This window comes from Cupriavidus sp. GW821-FHT07C08, assembly GCF_059419025.1.
The window spans coordinates 54,934-73,898 of the sequence record NZ_JBWKQZ010000018.1 but is presented as its reverse complement, the minus strand read 5'-3'; the positions used below and the strand labels follow the sequence as shown (position 1 = coordinate 73,898).

Here is an 18,965-nt window from a genome sequence, read left to right as displayed (position 1 = left end):
CGCTATCTAAGTCTCAAAGTGTCACCCATGTGAGTGAACTCATTTGTTACCCATGTGGTTGTTCTGTACACGCTGATTGCGGCGCTGTTCGCGGTCGCGCTGGGCTAGTACCACCCCGTCATCCGCCCCAACTTGCCCGCACCAGCGTAGCCACGCCCACGCCGACCAGGACGGCCCCGGTGAGCCGTACCGCAAGCCTGGTCACGCGCGCACCCGCCGGCATCCATCGTTCGAGCGTCATCGCCAACGTCACCGCTGCCATCACGCTCAGGTCCATCACCCCCATGACGAGCAATGCCGTGGTCAGGCCCGCACAGCACCGGATGCAGTGCAGGCCCAGCCGCAGGCCATGGCACCACGCCGAGCCGGCATCCGCCGGCAGTGCGCGCGTGGGGCCCGCTGCGTTGGTGCAGCAGGCAAGCTGCCGTGCTTTCCACGCGGTGAACTGCAGCACGCCTGCCATCATCAAGACCACCGCAGCAGCGAGCGGCGCCGCGCGCGCCAGGCCCTGCGCCTGCGTGGCGATTGCTGCCAGCGCAGCGCCAACCGGGAAAACGGCGAGGCCCACCATGCCCCACACGAAGAAGTAGCCGGCGCCCGCCAATCCCGTCGACATGCCCGGGCGCACCTGCCCTGCCGCCGCCAGCGCCTGGCGGTAGCGCCACAGCATCGGTGCCAGCGAGGGCAGCATCATCGGCACCATCATGGCGACCCACATGCCGAGGAAGGCCATTGCCGTGCGGGTCCACGTCTGGCCGCACATCCGCATCCACGGCATCGACATGGTCCAGCCGCCGGGCATCGGCATCGCGCCCATTGCGGGCATGGACGAATGCCAGGCGAGTGTCGCCGCCACGCCGGCGATGAAGAGCACGGCCAGGATGACAAAGAAGGCAAGGCGCGGGCCGGCGCTGCGTAAGCGCGCCGGCCTGTGCGCGGTGAGTACGCTGGACACGGCCTGCCTCAGCCCTGCTCGTACTCATCGTGCCGGCGCCACCAGACCCCGGCCTCGTTGCGTCCGCGCGGCGCGCGGTCCAGCCACTGGTACATGCCCCACAGGCCATCCAGCCCGCGCGCATAGGTGGAATAGGTGTGGTACACAACGCCATCTTCCAGTGCGAACGCGCTCATGCCGGGCCGGTCGCGCTGGTACGTCGCGGCATCGGTGCCGCACATGGCAGCGAAGCGGGCCTCGGCCGCTGCGCCGCCGGCCTCCAGCTCGGGGCGCCAGGCGAATGCCGCCTCGCGCCGGTAGTTGTAGTCGATATCGCCCTGGCGTTGTTGTGCCTCGCTGAACCAGACGTTGAAGTCCGTGTTGAAGTCGCTGCCCTGCGAAGACGCCCACGGGAAGGTCCAGCCCATGCGCCGCTGGTACGCCAGCAATTTCGCCAACGGTGCCCGCGACACCGCGGCCAGCGTGACGTCGTGATGCGCCAGATGGACGGCAAAGCCGTCAAACCCGTCCGCAATCGCGGAGCAGGACGGGCACCCGGCCTGGTAGTCCGGGCCGAACATGAAGTGGTAGACCAGCAGTTGCGAACGTCCCTGGAACAAGTCTGCCAGCGAGGCGCTGCCCGCGGCGGTCTCGAACCGGTAGGGCTTGTCGATCCGAACCCACGGCAATGCCTGGCGCTGCCGTGCCAGTTGATCGCTGCGTCGGGTGAGATCCTTCTCGGCCTCGAGCAGTTCACGCCGCGCGGCCAGCCATGCTTCACGGGTTCCGGTGCTGTGTGTGGTCATCGTGCATCCCTCCGTTGGTTGGTGTTCGTGTGCTAGATTAGGCGCCGGCTTCCAACGGTGGGAGTGACAAGTGTGGCGGGATTTCTGGCGGGATTCGGATGGACTCACGCATTGCCGCCGCGGCGCTCGCGCTCGCCGCGGGTGATCCGCTTGGCGCGCTGAACCGGGTTGCCCTGCGCGACGATCCGCCGGCGCTGGCGCTGCGCGGGATCGCCATGGCGCAGCTTGGCGACTTCATCCGCGCCCGGGCACTGTTGCGCAGCGCGGCGCGCGCCTTCGGTCCGCGCGAAGCCGTAGCGCGCGCCAGGTGCGTGGTGGCCGAAACGGAGATCGCCTTTGTCTCGCGCGACCTGGGCTGGCCGGCAAAGACGCTGGACAGCGCGCGCGCCACCCTTGAAGCGCACGGCGACTGGGTCAACGCCGCCCATGCGCGCTATCTGGCAATCCGGCGGCTGCTGCTGATCGGCCGCATCGACGAAGCCGAGCAGGCGCTTGCCGGGCTTGACCCCGCCCCCTTCCCCCCCGCGCTGCGCACGGCCCATGCCCTGATCGTGGCGGGCATCGCGATGCGGCGCGTGCAGACCCGGCCGGCGCGCGCCGCGCTGGCACAGGCCGCACGCGCGGCGCAGCGCACCGGCATCCCATCCTTGCGCGCCGAGGTAGAAAGCGCGGCCCTGGCGCTGCACAGCCCCGCGGCACGCCGCATCGCGCGCGGCGAGGAACGGCCGCTGCTGCTCGAGGAAGTCGAAGCGCTGCTGGCATCGAAAGCGCTGGTCGTGGATGCGTGCCGCTATGCCGTGCGCTGCGCTGGCACCACGGTCTCGCTCGCCAGGCGGCCGGTGTTGTTCACGCTGGCGCGCGCGCTGGCCGAGGCCTGGCCCGCCGACGTGCCCCGGGACACGCTGATCGCGCACGCCTTCCGCACCAGGCATGCCGATGCTTCGCACCGCGCGCGGCTGCGTGTCGAGATCGGGCGGCTGCGCGCGGTGCTTGGCGCATTTGCCGGCGTCACCGCAACCGGGCGCGGCTTCGCGCTGGTGCCGGACCGCGCGCGCGAGGTGGTGGTGCTGGCGCGGCCGGTGGAAGAGAAGCACGCAGCGGTGCTCGCCTTGCTGGCCGACGGCGAGTCATGGTCCAGCTCTGCCCTCGCGCTGGCGCTGGGTGCCAGCCAGCGCTCGGTGCAACGGGCACTGGAAACGCTGGCGGCCGCGGGCAAGATCCAGTCCCTTGGCCACGGGCGCGCGCGCCGCTGGATGACGCCGCCGGTGCCGGGATTCACGACGGCCTTGTTACTCCCCTCGCCGCTGCCGATTGACTAGCATGTAGCCATCCCCAAGCCACCTGGATGACAGCATGAAACGATCACAAGCCGAAGTGCTTCGCGAGTATGGTCCCTTCCCCGGGGTCGAGAACGTCCATGGTGTCAGCTATGACGGCCAGCGGGTCTGGTTTGCCAGCGGAGACAAGCTCAATGCCCTGGACCCGGTCAGCGGCAGGACACTGCGCTCGCTCGATGTCGCCGCCCATGCCGGAACGGCTTTCGACGGCCAGCACCTGTACCAGATTGCCGAAGACCGCATCCAGAAGATCGATCCGCACAGCGGCCGCGTGCTGGCCACGATCCCCGCGCCGGGCGGCGGCGGCGACTCGGGGCTTGCCTGGGCCGAAGGCACGTTGTGGGTGGGCCAGTACCGGGAGCGGAAGATCCACCAGGTCGATCCGCAGACGGGGGCGATCCTGCGCACCATCACGTCCGACCGCTTTGTCACCGGCGTCACCTGGGTCGATGCCGAGCTCTGGCACGGCACCTGGGAAGGCGACCAGAGCGAGCTGCGGCACATCGACCCGCAATCGGGCGCGGTGCTGGAATCGGTCACCATGCCGGCCGGCGCGGGCGTGTCGGGGCTGGAGTCCGACGGCGGCGACCAGTTCTTCTGCGGCGGCGGCAACAGTGGCAAGATCCGCGCGGTGCGCCGGCCCGGGAAGCGCCCCGCCGACGCCGCGGGCAAGTAGCCGGCATTCACGCTGAGCGGACAACGTTCACTATTCCTTACAGACAAAGGCGCTGCCACCATCTATTCTCCTGTCGCAAACGGAATCCCCCACAACAAGGAGAATGCGATGAAATCCGCTCTGGCCCTTCTGGTCGCCTGCAGCGCACTGCTGGGCGGCTGCGTGGTAGCCCCTTATGACAACTACGGCGGCGGCCCCCAAGGCTGCCCGCCGGGGCAGGCAAAGAAGGGCAACTGCCGCGTCGACGCGTACGGCAACGAGTCCTTCTGCCCGCCGGGCCAGGCCAAGAAAGGCCGCTGCTAAGCCAGCACCGGCCCCGCACTGACCGGCCGGTCCAGGCTGGCGCGGCCAGGCGCCAGCCGGTGTTGCACGGGCCGGCCTGACAGACGGAGAATGGCGGGATGCGGGCATCTCGTCCGCAGGAGAGCGCCATGCCATCCCGCACGCCATCCCGGTATCTCGGCAAACTGTGCGTTGCCGCTTTCGTGCTCGGCTCGCTCGGGGCCTGTGCGACCTTGCAGCCGGAACAGACCGGCAAGCAAATGATCGGCAGCCCTGAAAGTGCCGTACGCAGTACATTCGGATCCCCCACCGAGACCTACCGCCTCGCCGACGGCACCACCCGCTGGATCTGGTCGCGCCAGCCCCTCGGCCATGAGGTCTATGCCGCTGATTTCGACGCCGGCGGCAAGCTCACCGACTATCGCCAGATGCTGACCGAGACGGAGATCTACCGCGCCCAGGTCGGGACCTGGACCAAGAAGGACGTGCAGGAGCGCTTCGGCCTGCCGCGCGAGCCCATCCAGTACTACCCCCTGATGAAGCGTGAAGCCTGGTCCTGGCGCATGTACAAGACTGGCTTGCAGACCGCGCATTTCAGTTGCTACTTCGATGACGCCGGCGTGCTGCGCCAGACCATGATCATCGTCGACCCGCTCGGCGGCGACTCGCGCCACTCGCGCTGAAGTGAGGCCGGCGAGGCAGCCGGTGCCATTGCCGGCAGCAGGGGCTCCCCGGCCCACGGGCCTTTTTGCGCGCAGAATGGTGGCGATGCGGCAACCGCCGCCAACCCTCCATGCGGAAAACGAACGTGACCACTGCGATCCTGCTCGAGAACATCCACCAGAGCGCCAACGCCCGGCTGGCTGAAGCCGGCCTGCAGGTCGAGCGCCGCACCGGCGCCCTGGCCGGTGCCGAACTGCGCCAGGTGCTGGCCAGCCACGACGTGGTCGGCATCCGCTCTGCCACCCACCTGCGCGCCGACGACATCCGCAGCGCGCCCGGGCTGCTCTCGGTTGGCTGCTTCTGCATCGGCACCTCGCAGGTGGACCTGGAAGCCGCCACCACCGCCGGCATACCGGTGTTCAACGCGCCCTTCTCCAACACCCGCTCGGTGGCCGAGCTGGTGGTGGCCGAAGCGGTGATGCTGCTGCGCCGGATCCCGGAGAAGAACACCCTGGCACACGCCGGCAAATGGGCCAAGGGCGCAGCCGGCGCGTTCGAGGCGCGCGGCAAGACCATTGCCATCGTCGGCTACGGCAATATCGGCTCGCAGGTGGGCGTGCTGGCCGAATCGATGGGCATGCGCGTGGTCTATTACGACGTGCTGGCGCGGCTCTCGCACGGCTCCGCGCGCGCTGCGGGCTCGCTGGAAGAAGCGGTGTCGCAGGCCGAAGTGGTGACCCTGCATGTGCCAGCCACGCCGCGCACGCGCAATATGATCGATGCGCGCATCCTGGCGGCCTGCAAGCCGGGCGCGATCCTGATCAATGCCTCGCGCGGCAGCGTGGTGGACATCGCCGCGCTGGCCGCGGCGCTGCGCGAGAAGCGCCTGGGCGGTGCGGCCATCGACGTGTTCCCGGAGGAGCCGAAGACCAACAACGACCCCTTCGTCAGCGAACTGCAGAACCTGCCCAACGTACTGCTGACCCCGCACGTGGGCGGCAGCACCGAAGAGGCGCAGGAGAATATCGGCACCGAAGTGGCGGCCAAGCTGGCGCACTTCCTGGCCACCGGCGGCACCATCGGCGCCGTCAATTTCCCCGAGGTCGACCCCGGCCCGCTGCACGCGCCGGCGCGGCTGCTCAACGTGCACGGCAACGCGCCGGGCGCCCTGGCGGCACTGAACACGCTGCTGGCGCAGGAGAGCGTGAATATCACCGGCCAGCACCTGCAGACGCGCGGCCACACCGGCTATGTGGTCACCGACCTCGACCGCGTGCCGTCAGACCAGTTGATGCAGGCGCTGCGCACTCACGCAGGCTTTGCCCGCTCGCGGCTGATCCTGCGATAGGACAGCGGCCGTCCCCAAGGTCAATTGTCACAAAAGTGTCATAACCCTTAAGAATGTTCTGAAATCGTCGCTAAGATGAAGTTGGGCCCACGCGCGGATCCGTGGGCCTGCACGGTGCCGGTTCTCAGTAGTGGCCTGCCTCAGCGCCACTGACAATAAGAGGGGTAGTCATGAAAACGGTCGAACTCAGCAGGAAGGCCGCCGGCATTGCCGGCCGGCTGGTCGTAGCAGGTCTTCTGGCAGCCGCGGGCGCCGGCCCCGCTGCCGCGCATACCGGCACCATTACGTTCCTTGGGGGAATCTCGTACCCGTCCTGCGGCTTCAGTCCGTCCGCCGGACTGTTGCAGGCAAGCTGCCAGCAGCCGTCGGGGCAGATCGTCTCGGCCCCGTTGCCGATGTCGCCTGCCCGGATGTCCGGGCAAGCCCGCATCGGCGTGGCAAGGCTGGACGTCGAGCCCGCCCGTGCCGGGCAACACGGCACGCCGGACGCGTACGTGGTGGTAGTGACCTACCAGTAAACGGCACGGCAGGCGCCCGCACAAGCCGGCCCTGCCTGCCGCCATCCCCTGCCAGCGCCGCCTCAGTCCAGGCGGATATTGGACGCCCGGATCGCTTCAGCCCAATCCACCTTCACCACATCGGCAAAGGCCGCGGGGGAGCTTCCCTTGACGATAATGCCGAGATCGACCAGCCGCGTGTGCAGCTCGGGGTTGGCCAGCACGCGGTTGACGTCGGCAGACACCTTGTCGACCACGGCGCGCGGCGTCGCCGCCGGCGCGAACAGGCCCAGCCAGCCCTGGCGCTCCAGCCCGGGCACGCCCGCCTCCTGGAAGGTCGGCACCTCCGGCAGCAGCGGCGAGCGCGACTGCCCGGCCACGGCGACCACCTTGAGCATGCCGGTGCGCGCATGCTGGCGCGCGGTGACCGCGGCCACGACGCCGGCTGGCAGTTGCCCGCCAAGCAGGTCGTTGACCAGCGGGCCCTCGCCCTTGTAGGGCACGTGGGTCAGCTCGACCCGGGCGTTGCGGCCGAAGATCTCCATCTGCAGATGCCCGCTGCAACCCAGCCCAAAGGTGCCGTACGGCAGCGGCTTGCCCAGCTTGTGGATGTAGTCGGTCAGTTGCTTCACGTTCGCCGCCGGCACGTCGGGCTGGACCACCAGCGCCAGGTTGGATGTCGCCAGCTCCGAGATCGGCGCGAAATCACGCACCGCGTTGTAGCTCGCCTTGCTGTACAGGAGCGGGGAGAAGGCGAACGCGTTGCCGTGCTGCTGCGGGCCTGGGCAGGCGCCCATCTGGCACAGGCAGCAGCGCTTGGCGTGGCCGAGCCTTTTGTCGCCAGCCTGCTCGCGCGGCTCACCGGGCCAGGCCCGACCAGGGCCGGCCGCAGAAGCGCCCGCGGAACCGGCGCACCAGCCCGCCCCACTGACCGGACGCGAACTGGAAGTGCTGCGCATGCTGTCCGCTGGCTACCGCAATCGGGTGATCGCGCAGAAGCTGTTCCTGTCCGAGCTGACCGTCAAGTCGCACCTGCGCCGCATCCATGCCAAGCTGGGCGCGCAAAGCCGCACAGAAGCGGTGGCAGTGGGACCGCGCGCGCGGCCTGATCCCGTGAGCCGTGGGCACGGATAAGCGAGTGCAGTCTTGACACCTTGGCTCCTGCTTCCTTTAATGGTGTAACGCATCAGGTGTCTTGCCTGATCACTTTTGCCGATTACTTCAAGCCATGATGGAAACCGGTGAAGCCCACGATCCGCAGCGCAAGCAAGAAGAACTGCGCAGCTTCCTTTTCCTGACCGCCGTGATGGTGCCGGTACTCTCGGTCATCATCGTGGCGGGCTATGGGTTCATTGTCTGGATGACCCAACTGATCAGCGGTCCGCCGTCGCATTGAGCGGCCCGACAAGGCCCGGTACGCAATACTGCCGCGACCGGGGCGGCATTTGACAAATAAAAACAAGCTGCAGCACAGACTGAAACGGCATCGAACCGGAGCTTGCGCATGCCCGCAGCAAGACGTGCCATCCCCATCCAGCCGCTGCCCGCGAGCGAAGAGTGGCATATCGCCGGCATCGTCGTGCATGCCATTCCCGACAGCCTGGCGCAGGTGCGCGCCGCGATCGAAGCCATTACCGGCGCCGAAGTCCACGCCGCCAGCGATGCCGGCAAGCTCGTGGTCACCATTGAAGCCCCCACCTCGCGCGCCATTGCCGCGCACCTGACATACCTGCACCAGCTCGAGGGCGTGCTGTCGGCCGCGCTCGTCTACCAGCACAACGAAGACGCCGAGGCAATGCACGAAGCGATGAACCCGGCAATGAACGAGGAGGCAGGCACATGACCATCTCTCGTCGTGATTTCATCAAGCAGACCGCTGTCGCCGCGACCGCATCGGTCGCCGGCGTGACGCTGCCGGCCGGGGCCGCCAACTTTGTCACTGACAGCGACATGACCAAGCTGAAGTGGTCCAAGGCGCCCTGCCGCTTCTGCGGCACCGGCTGCGGCGTGACCGTGGCGGTCAAGGACAACAAGGTAGTCGCCACTCAGGGCGATCCGCTGGCCGAGGTCAACAAGGGTCTGAACTGCGTCAAGGGCTATTTCCTGTCGAAGATCATGTACGGGCAGGACCGGCTGACCAAGCCGCTCTTGCGCATGAAGAACGGCAAGTACGACAAGAACGGCGAATTCGCGCCCGTCACGTGGGAACGCGCCTTCGACGAGATGGAACGCCAGTTCAAGCGCGTGCTGAAGGAGAAAGGACCGACCGCGGTGGGCATGTTCGGCTCGGGACAATGGACGGTGTGGGAAGGCTACGCCGCGTCCAAGCTCTACAAGGCGGGCTTCCGCTCCAACAATATCGACCCCAACGCGCGCCACTGCATGGCATCGGCCGTGCAGGGCTTCATGCGTACCTTCGGCATGGACGAGCCGATGGGCTGCTACGACGATTTCGAGGCCGCCGATGCCTTCGTGCTGTGGGGCTCGAACATGGCCGAGATGCACCCGATCCTGTGGACCCGCATCACCGACCGGCGCCTGAGCTACCCCAAGACGCGCGTGGCGGTGCTGTCCACCTTCACGCACCGTTCCTTCGACCTGGCCGACATCCCGGTCATCTTCAAGCCGCAGACGGACCTGGCGATGATGAACTACATCGCCCACTACATCATCAAGAACAACAAGGTCAACAAGGACTTCGTCAACAAGCATACGGTCTTCAAGGAAGGCGTGACCGACATCGGCTATGGCCTGCGCCCGGAACATCCGCTGCAGAAGGCGGCCAAGAACGCTGCCGATCCCGGTGCCTCGCGCCCGATCACCTTCGATGACTTCGCGCGCTTCGTGGCCAAGTACGACGCCGACTACGTCAGCAAGCTGTCGGGCGTGCCCAAGGCCAAGCTGGACCAGCTGGCAGAACTGTATGCCGATCCCAACGTCAAGGTGATGTCGCTGTGGACCATGGGCTTCAACCAGCATACGCGCGGCAGCTGGGCCAACAACATGGTCTACAACCTGCACCTGCTGACCGGCAAGATCGCCACGCCGGGCAACAGCCCGTTCTCGCTGACGGGGCAGCCGTCGGCGTGCGGCACCGCGCGCGAGGTGGGCACCTTCTCGCACCGGCTGCCGGCCGACATGGTGGTGACCAACCCCAAGCATCGCGAAGAGGCCGAGCGCATCTGGAAGCTGCCGGCGGGCACCATCCCCGACAAGCCGGGCTACCACGCCGTGCTGCAGAACCGCATGCTCAAGGACGGCAAGCTCAATGCCTACTGGGTGCAGGTGAACAACAATATGCAGGCCGCCGCCAACCTGATGGAAGAAGGCCTGCCGGGTTACCGCAACCCGCAGAACTTCGTGGTGGTGTCAGACGCCTACCCCACCGTGACCGCGCTGGCCGCCGACCTGATCCTGCCCAGCGCGATGTGGGTGGAAAAGGAAGGCGCCTACGGCAATGCCGAGCGCCGCACGCAGTTCTGGCACCAGCTGGTCGATGCGCCGGGCGACGCGCGCTCGGACCTGTGGCAGCTGATGGAGTTCTCCAAGCGCTTCAAGGTCGAGGACGTCTGGCCCGCCGAGCTGATCGCGAAGAAGCCGGAGTACCGCGGCAAGACCCTGTTCGACGTGCTCTACCGCAATGGCCAGGTCGACAAGTTCCCGCTCAAGGAAGTCAACGCCGAGTACCACAACGCCGAGGCCAAGGCCTTCGGCTTCTATGTGCAGAAAGGCCTGTTTGAAGAGTACGCCAGCTTCGGCCGCGGCCACGGCCACGACCTGGCCCCGTTCGACGCCTACCATGAGGCGCGCGGGCTGCGCTGGCCGGTGGTCAACGGCAAGGAGACCCGCTGGCGCTACCGCGAGGGCAGCGACCCTTACGTCAAGGCCGGCACCGGCTACCAGTTCTACGGCAACCCCGACGGCAAGGCGGTGATCTTCGCCCTGCCCTACGAGCCGGCAGCCGAATCGCCCGACAAGGAATACCCGTTCTGGCTGGCCACCGGCCGTGTGCTGGAGCACTGGCATTCCGGCTCGATGACGCGGCGCGTGCCGGAGCTGTACCGCGCCTTCCCCAACGCGGTGGTGTTCATGCATCCGGAAGACGCCAAGGCAATGGGGCTGCGCCGCGGCGTCGAGGTGGAAGTGGTGTCGCGGCGCGGGCGCATGCGCTCGCGCGTGGAGACCCGCGGGCGTGACGCGCCGCCGCGCGGGCTGGTGTTCGTGCCGTGGTTCGATGCCAGCCAGCTGATCAACAAGGTGACGCTGGATGCCACCTGCCCGATCTCGCTGCAGACGGACTTCAAGAAGTGCGCGGTCAAGATCGTCAAGGTCTAGCCCGGAATCGAACAGGGAGACGCCATGAAACCAAGCCGATCCTGGAGGCCCCTGCTGGCCCTGTGTGCGCTGCTGCTGGCCGTGCTGGCAATGCCGGCGCACGCCCAGGGCCTGGTCGACGCAATGCGCGGGCCCACCGCCATCGGCAACGAGGCCAAGGCACCCATCTTGTACCCGACCGAGAACAAGGACATCCGCCGCACCCGCAACTACACCATGCAGCCGCCGACGATCCCGCACAAGATCGACGGCTACCAGGTCGACAAGGACTTCAACCGCTGCATGTTCTGCCACGCGCGCACGCGCACCGAGGAAACCCAGGCGATTCCGGTCAGCATCACGCACTACATGGACCGCGACAACAACGTGCTGGCCGATGTCTCGCCGCGCCGCTACTTCTGCACGCAATGCCATGTGCCGCAGGCCGACGCCAAGCCGCTGGTGGGCAACACCTTCATTGACGTCGAGCAGCTGCTCAAGCGCAAGCCCGGCGTCAAGGGCTCGTCCAAATAGCGGATGCGCGCCATGCTCGACCTGATCAAGCGTTACTGGCGAACCATCAACCGGCCCAGCGCGTATTTCAGCCTGGGCTTCCTGACGCTCGGCGGCTTTGTCGCCGGCGTGGTGTTCTGGGGCGCGTTCAACACCGCGCTGGAGCTGACCAACACCGAGCAGTTCTGCACCGGCTGCCACGAGATGCGCGACAACGTCTACCAGGAGCTGCAGGGCACCATCCACTTCACCAACCGCAGCGGCGTGCGCGCCAAATGCTCGGACTGCCACGTGCCGCACAACTGGACCACCAAGATGGCGCGCAAGATGCAGGCGTCCAAGGAGGTCTGGGCCAAGATCTTCGGCACCGTCGACACCCGCGAAAAGTTCCAGGCACACCGGCTCACGCTGGCGCAGCACGAGTGGGCGCGCTTCAAGGCCAACGATTCACTGGAATGCCGCAACTGCCACGACTACCAGTCGATGGACTTCACGCGGCAGAGCCCGCGCGCGCAGGCCATGCATTCCACCTACCTGGCCAACAAGGAAAAGACCTGCATCGACTGCCACAAGGGCATCGCGCACCATCTTCCCGACATCTCCAAGGCCGAGGAGAAATGACGCGTGCCAGTCCGCTCGCCCGCGCCGCCATCCGAGCTTCCGCCTGAATCCCCACGTTGCGCCGCCCCCGTGCTGAGCGCGAGCGGGCTGGCCATCTCGCGCGCCGGACGCCCGGTGTTGCGCGGCATCGACCTCGACCTCGCCCCCGGCGGCCTGTTGCAAGTGCTCGGCCCCAACGGCAGCGGCAAGACCAGCCTGCTGCGCGTGCTGTGCGGGCTGGCCATGGCCGATGCCGGCACGCTGCACTGGCGCGGCCGCCCGGTGCGCGCCGCCGACCCTGACTATCACCAGGCGCTGGCGTATGTCGGCCACACCAACGGCATCGACCCTGACCTGAGCCCGGCGGAAAACCTGCGCTTTGCCGCGCGGCTCGCTGGATCGGACGACAGTGCCGATGGCGTCGCGCGCGCCCTCGCCGCGCAAGGGCTGGAGCGAGTCGCAAACGCGCCGGTGCGCACGCTCTCGCAAGGGCAGCGGCGGCGCGTCGCACTGGCGCGCCTGTCGCTGGCGCAGCGCGCCTTGTGGCTGCTGGATGAACCAGTGACCGCGCTGGATGCCGACGCCTGCGCACGCTTCGACGCCCAGCTCGGCGCGCACCTCGCCGCCGGCGGCATGGCCGTGATCGCCACGCACCAGCTGCTGCCCGCTGGCGGCGCGGTGCTGCACCTGGGGGCGCCGGCATGATGCGCACGCTCGCCGCCATCGTCGCGCACGATGTCTCGCTGTCCTGGCGGCGGCGCGGCAGCCTGCTCGGCGGCGTGGTGTTCTTTGTCATCGCCGCCAGCCTGTTCCCGCTGGCGATCGGCCCCGAGCCGCAGCAGCTGCGCGCGCTGGCTCCCGGCATCCTGTGGGTGACGGCACTGCTGGCGTCGATGCTGTCGCTGTCGCGGCTGTTCGCGCAGGAACACGCCGATGGCAGCCTGGACCAGCTGCTGCTGTCGCCGCATCCGCTGGCGCTGCTGGTGCTGGCCAAGATCGCCGCGCACTGGCTCACCAGCGGCCTGCCGCTGCTGTTGCTGACACCGCTGCTGGCGCAGCAGTACGGGCTGCCCCTGGGCGCATCGCTGCTGCTGGCGGCGTCGCTGCTGGTGGGCACGCCGGCGCTGAGCCTGATCGGCGCGGTCGGCGCGGCGCTGACGCTGGGCGTGCGCGGCGGCGCGGTGCTGCTGTGCATCCTGGTGCTCCCGCTGTGCGTGCCGGTGCTGGTGTTCGGCGCCAGCGCCGCGGCCGCTGCCGATGCCGGGCTGGACGTGATGCCGCAGTTCTCGCTGCTGGGCGCCTGCCTGGCGCTGTCGCTGTTCCTGTGCCCGCTGGCCACCGCCGCCGGGCTGCGCATTGCCATGGAGACGCCGGCATGAGCCAGCCGCTGCCATCCGTCCACCCCGCTGCCGCGCCGCGGCCCCCGGTCCGCGGCGGCTGGCTGGCCTATGCGGCGCCGGTGCGCTTCTATCCGCTGGCCGGGCGCATGGCCCCATGGTTCTTTGCCGCGGCGGCGCTGTTCGCGGTGGCGGGACTGTGGCTCGGCTTTGGCGTGGCCCCCACCGATGCGCAGCAGGGCGAGGTCTACCGCATCATCTTCATCCACGTGCCGGCGGCGTGGATGTCGATGTTCATCTACCTGGTCATGGCCGGCTACTGCGCGCTGGCACTGGTGCTGCGCACACGGCTGTCGTCGATGATGGCCTCGGCGCTGGCGCCCACCGGCGCGCTCTTTACCGCGCTGGCGCTGTGGACCGGCGCGCTGTGGGGCCAGCCCACCTGGGGCACCTGGTGGGTCTGGGATGCGCGGCTCACCTCCGAGCTGATCCTGCTGTTCCTGTACCTGGGCTTTATCGCGCTGGAAGCGGCCATCGACGAGCCGCGCCGGGCCGAGCGCGCCTGCGCGGTGCTGGCGCTGGTGGGGGTGGTCAATATCCCGGTGATCTATTTCTCGGTGCAGTGGTGGAACACGCTGCACCAGGGCGCATCGGTCAGCCTGACCGCGGCGCCGTCGATGGCGGCCACCATGCTGGCTGGCATGCTGCTGATGACGATGGCGTGCTGGATGTACACGGTGGCGGTGGCGCTGGTGCGCGTGCGCTGCATCCTGCGCGAGCGCGGCGAGGTGCCGCACGGCCCCGCCATGGTTCCCGGAGAGACCTCATGACGCTGTCCTCGCTGCTGCCCTACGGGCATCACGGCATCTTCATCGCCGGCGCCTTCGGCGTGAGCGCGCTGCTGCTGGCGCTGGAGCTGGTGCTGCTGGCCCGCCGCTGCCGCGCCACGCGCCAGGAAGCCGCCCAATGACGCCGCGCCAGCGCCGCTTCGGGCTGCTCGCCGCGGCGCTGGCCTGCTGCGGCATCGCGGCGGCGCTGGTGCTCAATGCCTTCCGCTCCAACCTGGTGTTCTTCTTCAGTCCCAGCCAGGTCACCGCGCAGGAGGCGCCGGTGGCACGCAGCTTCCGGCTGGGCGGGCTGGTGGCACCCGGCTCGATCCGGCGCGAGGGAGACGGCATGACGGTGCGCTTCGTCGTCACCGACACGGCGCGCCAGGTGCCGGTGCTGTACCGCGGCCTGCTGCCCGACCTGTTCCGCGAAGGCAAGGGCGTGGTGGCGCGCGGCCAGCTGCAGGCGGACGGCACCTTCATCGCCAGCGAGGTGCTGGCCAAGCACGATGAAAACTACATGCCGCCGGAAGCCGCCGACGCGCTCAGGCAGGCCGCGCAGGTGAACCGCCGCATGGCCGAAGCCGCGCCGGCACAGGGAGTGCGCCAGTGATCGCGGAACTCGGCCATTTCGCGCTGATCGTGGCGCTGCTGGTCGCGCTGGTGCAGGCCGTGGTGCCGCTTGCCGGGGCCGCGCGCGGCCAGCTGGCGTGGATGGCGCTGGCGCGCCCCGCCGCGCGCGTGCAGTGCCTGCTGGTGGCGCTGTCCTTCGCCGCGCTGACCTGGTCCTTCGTCAGCAACGACTTCAGCGTGCGCTATGTCGCCGCCAACGCCAACAGCGCGCTGCCGCTGGCGTACCGCATCGCCGCGGTCTGGGGCGGGCACGAGGGCTCGATGCTGCTGTGGACGCTGATGCTGGGCCTGTGGTCGCTGGCCGTGTCCGCGTGCAGCCGGCAGCTGCCGCTGGCCGCCGTGGCCCGCGTGCTGGCCGTGATGGGCGCGATCAGCGCCGGCTTCCTGGCATTCCTGCTGTTCGCCTCCAACCCCTTCGTGCGGCTGCTGCCGCCCGCGATGGAAGGCCGCGACCTCAACCCGTTGCTGCAGGACCCGGGCATGGTGTTCCACCCGCCCCTGCTCTACATGGGCTACGTCGGCTTCTCGGTGACCTTTGCCTTTGCCGTGGCGGCGCTGCTGGCCGGGCGCGTCGATGCCGCCTGGGCACGCTGGTCGCGGCCGTGGACCACGGTGGCGTGGGCCTTCCTGACGCTGGGCATCATGCTGGGCAGCGCCTGGGCCTACTACGAGCTGGGCTGGGGCGGCTGGTGGTTCTGGGACCCGGTCGAGAACGCCTCGTTCATGCCGTGGCTGGCCGGCACCGCGCTGATGCATTCGCTGGCGGTCACCGAGAAGCGCGGCGCCTTCCGCGCCTGGACCGTGCTGCTCGCCATCTTCACCTTCTCGCTGAGCCTGCTGGGCACCTTCCTGGTCCGTTCCGGCGTGCTGACCTCCGTCCACGCCTTCGCCGTGGACCCGAAGCGCGGCATTTTCATCCTGGCGCTGCTGGGGCTGGTTACCGGGCTGGCACTGGCGCTGTATGCGTGGCGCGCGCCGCGGCTGGCGCGGCGCGTGGCGTTCGCGGCGGTCTCGCGCGAGTCGATGCTGCTGGCCAACAATGTGCTGCTGGCGGTGGCCGCCGCCACGGTGCTGCTGGGTACGCTCTACCCGCTGCTGGTCGATGTGCTGGGGCTGGGCAAGATCTCGGTCGGCCCGGCCTACTTCGAGCAGGTCTTCGTGCCCTTGATGGCCCCCGCGGTGCTGTTGATGGGCGCCGCGCCGCTGGCGCGCTGGCGCCACGGCAGCCTGCCCGACATGGCGCGGCGGCTGCGCTGGGCCGCCGTGGCCAGCGCGGCCATCGGGCTGGCGCTGCTGCTGGTGCTGCGCAATGCGTCGGCGCTGAGCGGGCTGGGGCTGCTGCTGGCGGCCTGGTGCGTGCTGAGCGCCGTGGCCAGCCTGGCGGCACGGCTGCGCCAACAACAGGGGCGCCGCCTGGCCGCGCTGCGCCAGTTCACGCCCAGCTACTGGGGCATGCTGCTCGCCCACGCCGGCGTGGGCGTCTTTATCGCCGGCGTGACGCTGGTATCCGGCCAGGAAAGCCTGCGCGAGCTGCCGATGCGCGCCGGCGACAGTGTCAGCGTGGGCGGCTATGACTTCCGCTTTGCGGGCGTGACCCAGGCCGGCGGGCCCAACTACGACGCGCTGCGCGGCACGCTGGTGGCTTCGCACGATGGCCGGCGGGTTGCGGAGCTCCATCCCGAGCGCCGCATCTACCGCAGCCAGGACATGCCCACCACCGAGGCCGCGATCGACAGCGGCGTGGCGCGCGACCTCTACGTGGCGCTGGGCGAGAACGTTGATGGCAGCGCCTGGGCCGTGCGCATCCACGTCAAGCCCTTTGTCGACTGGATTTGGGCCGGCTGCGTGCTGATGGCGCTGGGCGGGCTGCTGGCCGTCTGCGACAAGCGTTACCGGCTGCGCCGCCGTGCCGCCAATCCTGCCACCGCGCCAGCCGCGCCGGATGTGCCCGCAGTGCCGGCATTGGCCTCCGCCCATGAGGAGACGCCCGCATGACGCGATTCCTGCTGCCGCTGGCTGCCTTCCTCGCCCTTGCCGTCGCGCTGGCCGCCGGGCTGCGCCACGACCCGCGCGAACTGCCCTCGCCGCTGGTCGGCAAGGCCGCGCCGGCGTTCCGCCTGCCGCTGCTCGAACCCGAAGGCCGCACGCTGGCCAGCGCCGACATGCGCGGCAAGGTCTGGCTGCTGAATGTGTGGGCGTCGTGGTGCGCGGCCTGCCGCACCGAGCATCCGCTGCTGGTGGATTTTGCCGCGCGCTCGCCGGTGCCGCTGTATGGCCTCAACTACAAGGACGAGACCGGCGCCGCGCGCGACTGGCTGCAGCGGCTGGGCAATCCCTATGCGGCATCGCTGGTCGATGACGACGGCCGCGTCGGCATCGACTACGGCGTCTACGGCGTGCCCGAGACCTTTGTCATCGACCAGCACGGCGTGGTGCGCTACCGCCAGGTGGGCCCGGTCACGCGCGAGGTGCTGGAGCGCAAGCTGATCCCGCTGATCGAGCAGCTGGAACGACAGGGAGACAGCCATGCGTAGCCGGATCCGCGCAACGCTTGCCGTGTGGCTTTGCTGCGTCTCGCTGCAGGCGATGGCGCTGACGGAAGCCGAACTCGATGCCCGCGTGCACGCGCTGTCCAACGAGTTGCGCTGCCTGGTGTGCCAGAACCAGACCCTGGCCGACTCCAACGCCGACCTGGCGGTCGACCTGCGGCGCCAGATCCGCGCGCAGCTGCGCGGCGGCGCCAGCGACGAGGCGGTGAAGGACTACCTGGTGCAGCGCTACGGCGACTTCGTGCTGTACAAGCCGCCGCTGCGGCCGCTGACGTGGCTGCTGTGGTTCGGCCCGCTGCTGCTGGTGGCCGGCGTGGCGGCCGCGATCATGCGCGCGCGCTCGCGCAATCGCCAGGCCGATGCGACGCTGGACGCCAGCGCTCAGCGCCAGCTTGCGGACTTGCTGGACGAATCGGCCACGCCAATGGAGCACCGCCAGCCATGACCACCTTCTGGCTGCTCGCCGCCGCGCTGATCGCCGCCGCCACGGCCTGCCTGCTGTGGCCGCTGCTGCGCCGCCGGGCAGCGCCAGATCCGGGCACGCCGGAACGCACCTTGCTGGTTGACCTGTACCACGACCAGTTGCGCGAGCTCGACACCGACCTGCGCGGCGGCTCCCTCACCGCGGCGCGCCACGCCGAAGCCCGCGACGAGCTCGGCCGCCGGCTGCTCGATGACGCCGCCGGCGCCGCCACCGGCGCAGGACGGGCCGGCACCTCGCCGCTGCTCGCCGCGCTGCTGCTCGCAGTACTGCCCAGCGCCGCCATCCTGCTCTACCTGCACCTGGGCAACCCGGTCGCGCTCTGGCGTGCCGACGACCTGCCCGAAAGCACCGGCAGCCAGCACCAGCTGAGCGGCGCGCAGGTCGAGGGCATGGTGAACCAGCTCGCGCAGCGCCTGCGCGAGTCGCCCGGCGACGCACAGGGCTGGGCCATGCTGGCGCGCTCATACAGCGTGATGGAACGCCATGCCGATGCTGCCGCGGCGTACGCGCGGGCCGTCGAACTGGCGCCGGACGTGGCCGCGCTGCGCTCCGACTACGCCGATGTGCTGGCCAGCCTGAACGGCGGCTCGCTGGAAGGCCCGCCCATGGCGCAAGTGCGCCAGGCCCTGGCGCTGGACCCGGACGACCCCAAGGCGCTGGCGCTGGCCGCCAGCGCCGCGGCCGAACGCGGCGACAAGCAGGCGGCGATCGGATATTGGGAGCACCTGTACCGGCTGCTGCCGGCGGATTCGCAGACCGCGGCGCGCATCGCCGCCAACCTTGCGGCCGCGCGCGGCACGGCTGCCGCGGCGCAAACCCCGAAGATCACCGGCATGGTCACGCTCAGCGAACAGGCCGGACGCACGCCGCAACCGGGCGACACCCTCTTTGTCTATGCGCTGCCCGCTGACGGCTCACGCATGCCGCTGGCAGTACTGCGCCGGCAGGCGCGCGATTTGCCGCTGTCGTTCACGCTGGATGATGCGATGGCGATGCGGCCCGACCACCGGCTGTCAGGGCAGCAACAGGTCATGCTGGAAGCGCGGATTTCGGCCAGCGGCAGCGCCTTGCCGAAGGCCGGGGACCTGGTGGGGCGCACCGGACCGGTGGCAGTCGGCACCGAGGGCATCCGCATCGCCATCGACGGCACGATCGCGCCATAGTG

The 18,965-nt window shown here is 69.1% G+C and carries 24 protein-coding genes; 21 read left to right on the top strand and 3 right to left on the bottom strand.

Features of this window, described 5'->3' with window-relative positions:
• Window positions 1-118: 118 nt before the first annotated feature.
• Together AC07UK_RS22000 and AC07UK_RS21995 are read right to left on the bottom strand one after the other, a co-directional pair.
• Complete coding sequence (locus AC07UK_RS22000) at window positions 119-955, bottom strand: DUF2182 domain-containing protein (RefSeq protein WP_494686437.1); 837 nt, start codon at window positions 953-955, stop codon at window positions 119-121.
• Window positions 956-963: 8 nt separating this feature from the next.
• Window positions 964-1,740 (bottom strand): DUF899 domain-containing protein, encoded by a 777-nt coding sequence (locus AC07UK_RS21995; RefSeq protein WP_436223818.1) that lies wholly within the window; start codon window positions 1,738-1,740, stop codon window positions 964-966.
• Between the two features lie 98 nt (window positions 1,741-1,838).
• Here AC07UK_RS21995 and AC07UK_RS21990 point away from each other — a divergent pair, with 98 nt between their 5' ends.
• From AC07UK_RS21990 to AC07UK_RS21965, 6 genes are all read left to right on the top strand, one after another.
• Entirely contained in the window at window positions 1,839-3,059 is a 1,221-nt protein-coding gene (locus AC07UK_RS21990; RefSeq protein WP_494686436.1) for a helix-turn-helix domain-containing protein, read from the top strand.
• A gap of 34 nt (window positions 3,060-3,093) precedes the next feature.
• Window positions 3,094-3,753, top strand: a complete 660-nt coding sequence (locus AC07UK_RS21985; protein WP_494686435.1) for a Vgb family protein — start codon at window positions 3,094-3,096, stop codon at window positions 3,751-3,753.
• 108 nt (window positions 3,754-3,861) lie between these two features.
• Window positions 3,862-4,056, top strand: coding sequence for a hypothetical protein (locus AC07UK_RS21980; protein ID WP_436223821.1), 195 nt, complete (start codon window positions 3,862-3,864; stop codon window positions 4,054-4,056).
• Window positions 4,057-4,184: 128 nt separating this feature from the next.
• Complete coding sequence (locus AC07UK_RS21975; protein ID WP_436223822.1) at window positions 4,185-4,718, top strand: hypothetical protein; 534 nt, start codon at window positions 4,185-4,187, stop codon at window positions 4,716-4,718.
• Window positions 4,719-4,828: 110 nt separating this feature from the next.
• The gene (gene serA, locus AC07UK_RS21970) at window positions 4,829-6,046 is read left to right on the top strand and encodes a phosphoglycerate dehydrogenase (RefSeq protein ID WP_436223823.1); all 1,218 of its coding nucleotides are present in this window, start codon (window positions 4,829-4,831) and stop codon (window positions 6,044-6,046) included.
• Between the two features lie 170 nt (window positions 6,047-6,216).
• The gene (locus AC07UK_RS21965; protein ID WP_436223824.1) at window positions 6,217-6,564 is read left to right on the top strand and encodes a hypothetical protein; all 348 of its coding nucleotides are present in this window, start codon (window positions 6,217-6,219) and stop codon (window positions 6,562-6,564) included.
• A gap of 62 nt (window positions 6,565-6,626) precedes the next feature.
• On the opposite strand, the gene AC07UK_RS21960 is transcribed toward AC07UK_RS21965, so the two are convergent.
• Window positions 6,627-7,502: a tripartite tricarboxylate transporter substrate-binding protein gene (locus AC07UK_RS21960; protein WP_494686434.1), complete on the bottom strand. Its 876-nt coding sequence runs from the start codon at window positions 7,500-7,502 to the stop codon at window positions 6,627-6,629.
• Here AC07UK_RS21960 and AC07UK_RS21955 point away from each other — a divergent pair.
• The 15 genes from AC07UK_RS21955 (at window position 7,501) to ccmI (ending at window position 18,963) form a co-directional block, all read left to right on the top strand.
• Window positions 7,501-7,677: a response regulator transcription factor gene (locus AC07UK_RS21955; protein WP_436223826.1), complete on the top strand. Its 177-nt coding sequence runs from the start codon at window positions 7,501-7,503 to the stop codon at window positions 7,675-7,677. The genes AC07UK_RS21960 and AC07UK_RS21955 overlap by 2 nt on opposite strands.
• A gap of 94 nt (window positions 7,678-7,771) precedes the next feature.
• Window positions 7,772-7,939: a periplasmic nitrate reductase, NapE protein gene (gene napE / locus AC07UK_RS21950; RefSeq protein ID WP_013952465.1), complete on the top strand. Its 168-nt coding sequence runs from the start codon at window positions 7,772-7,774 to the stop codon at window positions 7,937-7,939.
• A 108-nt stretch (window positions 7,940-8,047) separates the two neighbouring features.
• On the top strand, window positions 8,048-8,386 hold the full coding sequence (locus AC07UK_RS21945) for a chaperone NapD (protein WP_436223827.1): 339 nt from the start codon (window positions 8,048-8,050) through the stop codon (window positions 8,384-8,386).
• Entirely contained in the window at window positions 8,383-10,878 is a 2,496-nt protein-coding gene (gene napA, locus AC07UK_RS21940; protein WP_436223828.1) for a periplasmic nitrate reductase subunit alpha, read from the top strand. Before AC07UK_RS21945 ends, napA begins: the two co-directional genes overlap by 4 nt.
• A gap of 24 nt (window positions 10,879-10,902) precedes the next feature.
• On the top strand, window positions 10,903-11,391 hold the full coding sequence (locus AC07UK_RS21935) for a nitrate reductase cytochrome c-type subunit (RefSeq protein ID WP_436223829.1): 489 nt from the start codon (window positions 10,903-10,905) through the stop codon (window positions 11,389-11,391).
• A gap of 12 nt (window positions 11,392-11,403) precedes the next feature.
• Window positions 11,404-11,991 carry a cytochrome c3 family protein gene (locus AC07UK_RS21930; RefSeq protein ID WP_189374239.1) on the top strand — a complete coding sequence of 196 codons (588 nt, stop codon included), beginning with the start codon at window positions 11,404-11,406 and terminating at the stop codon, window positions 11,989-11,991.
• A 3-nt stretch (window positions 11,992-11,994) separates the two neighbouring features.
• Complete coding sequence (gene ccmA, locus AC07UK_RS21925; protein ID WP_494686433.1) at window positions 11,995-12,675, top strand: cytochrome c biogenesis heme-transporting ATPase CcmA; 681 nt, start codon at window positions 11,995-11,997, stop codon at window positions 12,673-12,675.
• Window positions 12,672-13,349 (top strand): heme exporter protein CcmB, encoded by a 678-nt coding sequence (ccmB, locus tag AC07UK_RS21920; protein ID WP_035819421.1) that lies wholly within the window; start codon window positions 12,672-12,674, stop codon window positions 13,347-13,349. Before ccmA ends, ccmB begins: the two co-directional genes overlap by 4 nt.
• The gene (locus tag AC07UK_RS21915; protein WP_436223831.1) at window positions 13,346-14,137 is read left to right on the top strand and encodes a heme ABC transporter permease; all 792 of its coding nucleotides are present in this window, start codon (window positions 13,346-13,348) and stop codon (window positions 14,135-14,137) included. Before ccmB ends, AC07UK_RS21915 begins: the two co-directional genes overlap by 4 nt.
• Window positions 14,134-14,277 carry a heme exporter protein CcmD gene (gene ccmD / locus AC07UK_RS21910; RefSeq protein WP_436223832.1) on the top strand — a complete coding sequence of 48 codons (144 nt, stop codon included), beginning with the start codon at window positions 14,134-14,136 and terminating at the stop codon, window positions 14,275-14,277. Before AC07UK_RS21915 ends, ccmD begins: the two co-directional genes overlap by 4 nt.
• Window positions 14,274-14,747, top strand: a complete 474-nt coding sequence (ccmE, locus tag AC07UK_RS21905; protein ID WP_436223833.1) for a cytochrome c maturation protein CcmE — start codon at window positions 14,274-14,276, stop codon at window positions 14,745-14,747. The genes ccmD and ccmE overlap by 4 nt, the downstream gene beginning before the upstream one ends.
• Entirely contained in the window at window positions 14,744-16,762 is a 2,019-nt protein-coding gene (locus AC07UK_RS21900) for a heme lyase CcmF/NrfE family subunit (RefSeq protein WP_494686432.1), read from the top strand. The genes ccmE and AC07UK_RS21900 overlap by 4 nt, the downstream gene beginning before the upstream one ends.
• Window positions 16,759-17,301, top strand: a complete 543-nt coding sequence (locus AC07UK_RS21895) for a DsbE family thiol:disulfide interchange protein (protein WP_494686431.1) — start codon at window positions 16,759-16,761, stop codon at window positions 17,299-17,301. Before AC07UK_RS21900 ends, AC07UK_RS21895 begins: the two co-directional genes overlap by 4 nt.
• Window positions 17,294-17,761, top strand: coding sequence for a cytochrome c-type biogenesis protein (locus AC07UK_RS21890; protein WP_436223836.1), 468 nt, complete (start codon window positions 17,294-17,296; stop codon window positions 17,759-17,761). The genes AC07UK_RS21895 and AC07UK_RS21890 overlap by 8 nt, the downstream gene beginning before the upstream one ends.
• Window positions 17,758-18,963 carry a c-type cytochrome biogenesis protein CcmI gene (ccmI, locus tag AC07UK_RS21885; RefSeq protein ID WP_494686430.1) on the top strand — a complete coding sequence of 402 codons (1,206 nt, stop codon included), beginning with the start codon at window positions 17,758-17,760 and terminating at the stop codon, window positions 18,961-18,963. The genes AC07UK_RS21890 and ccmI overlap by 4 nt, the downstream gene beginning before the upstream one ends.
• Window positions 18,964-18,965: the final 2 nt, after the last annotated feature.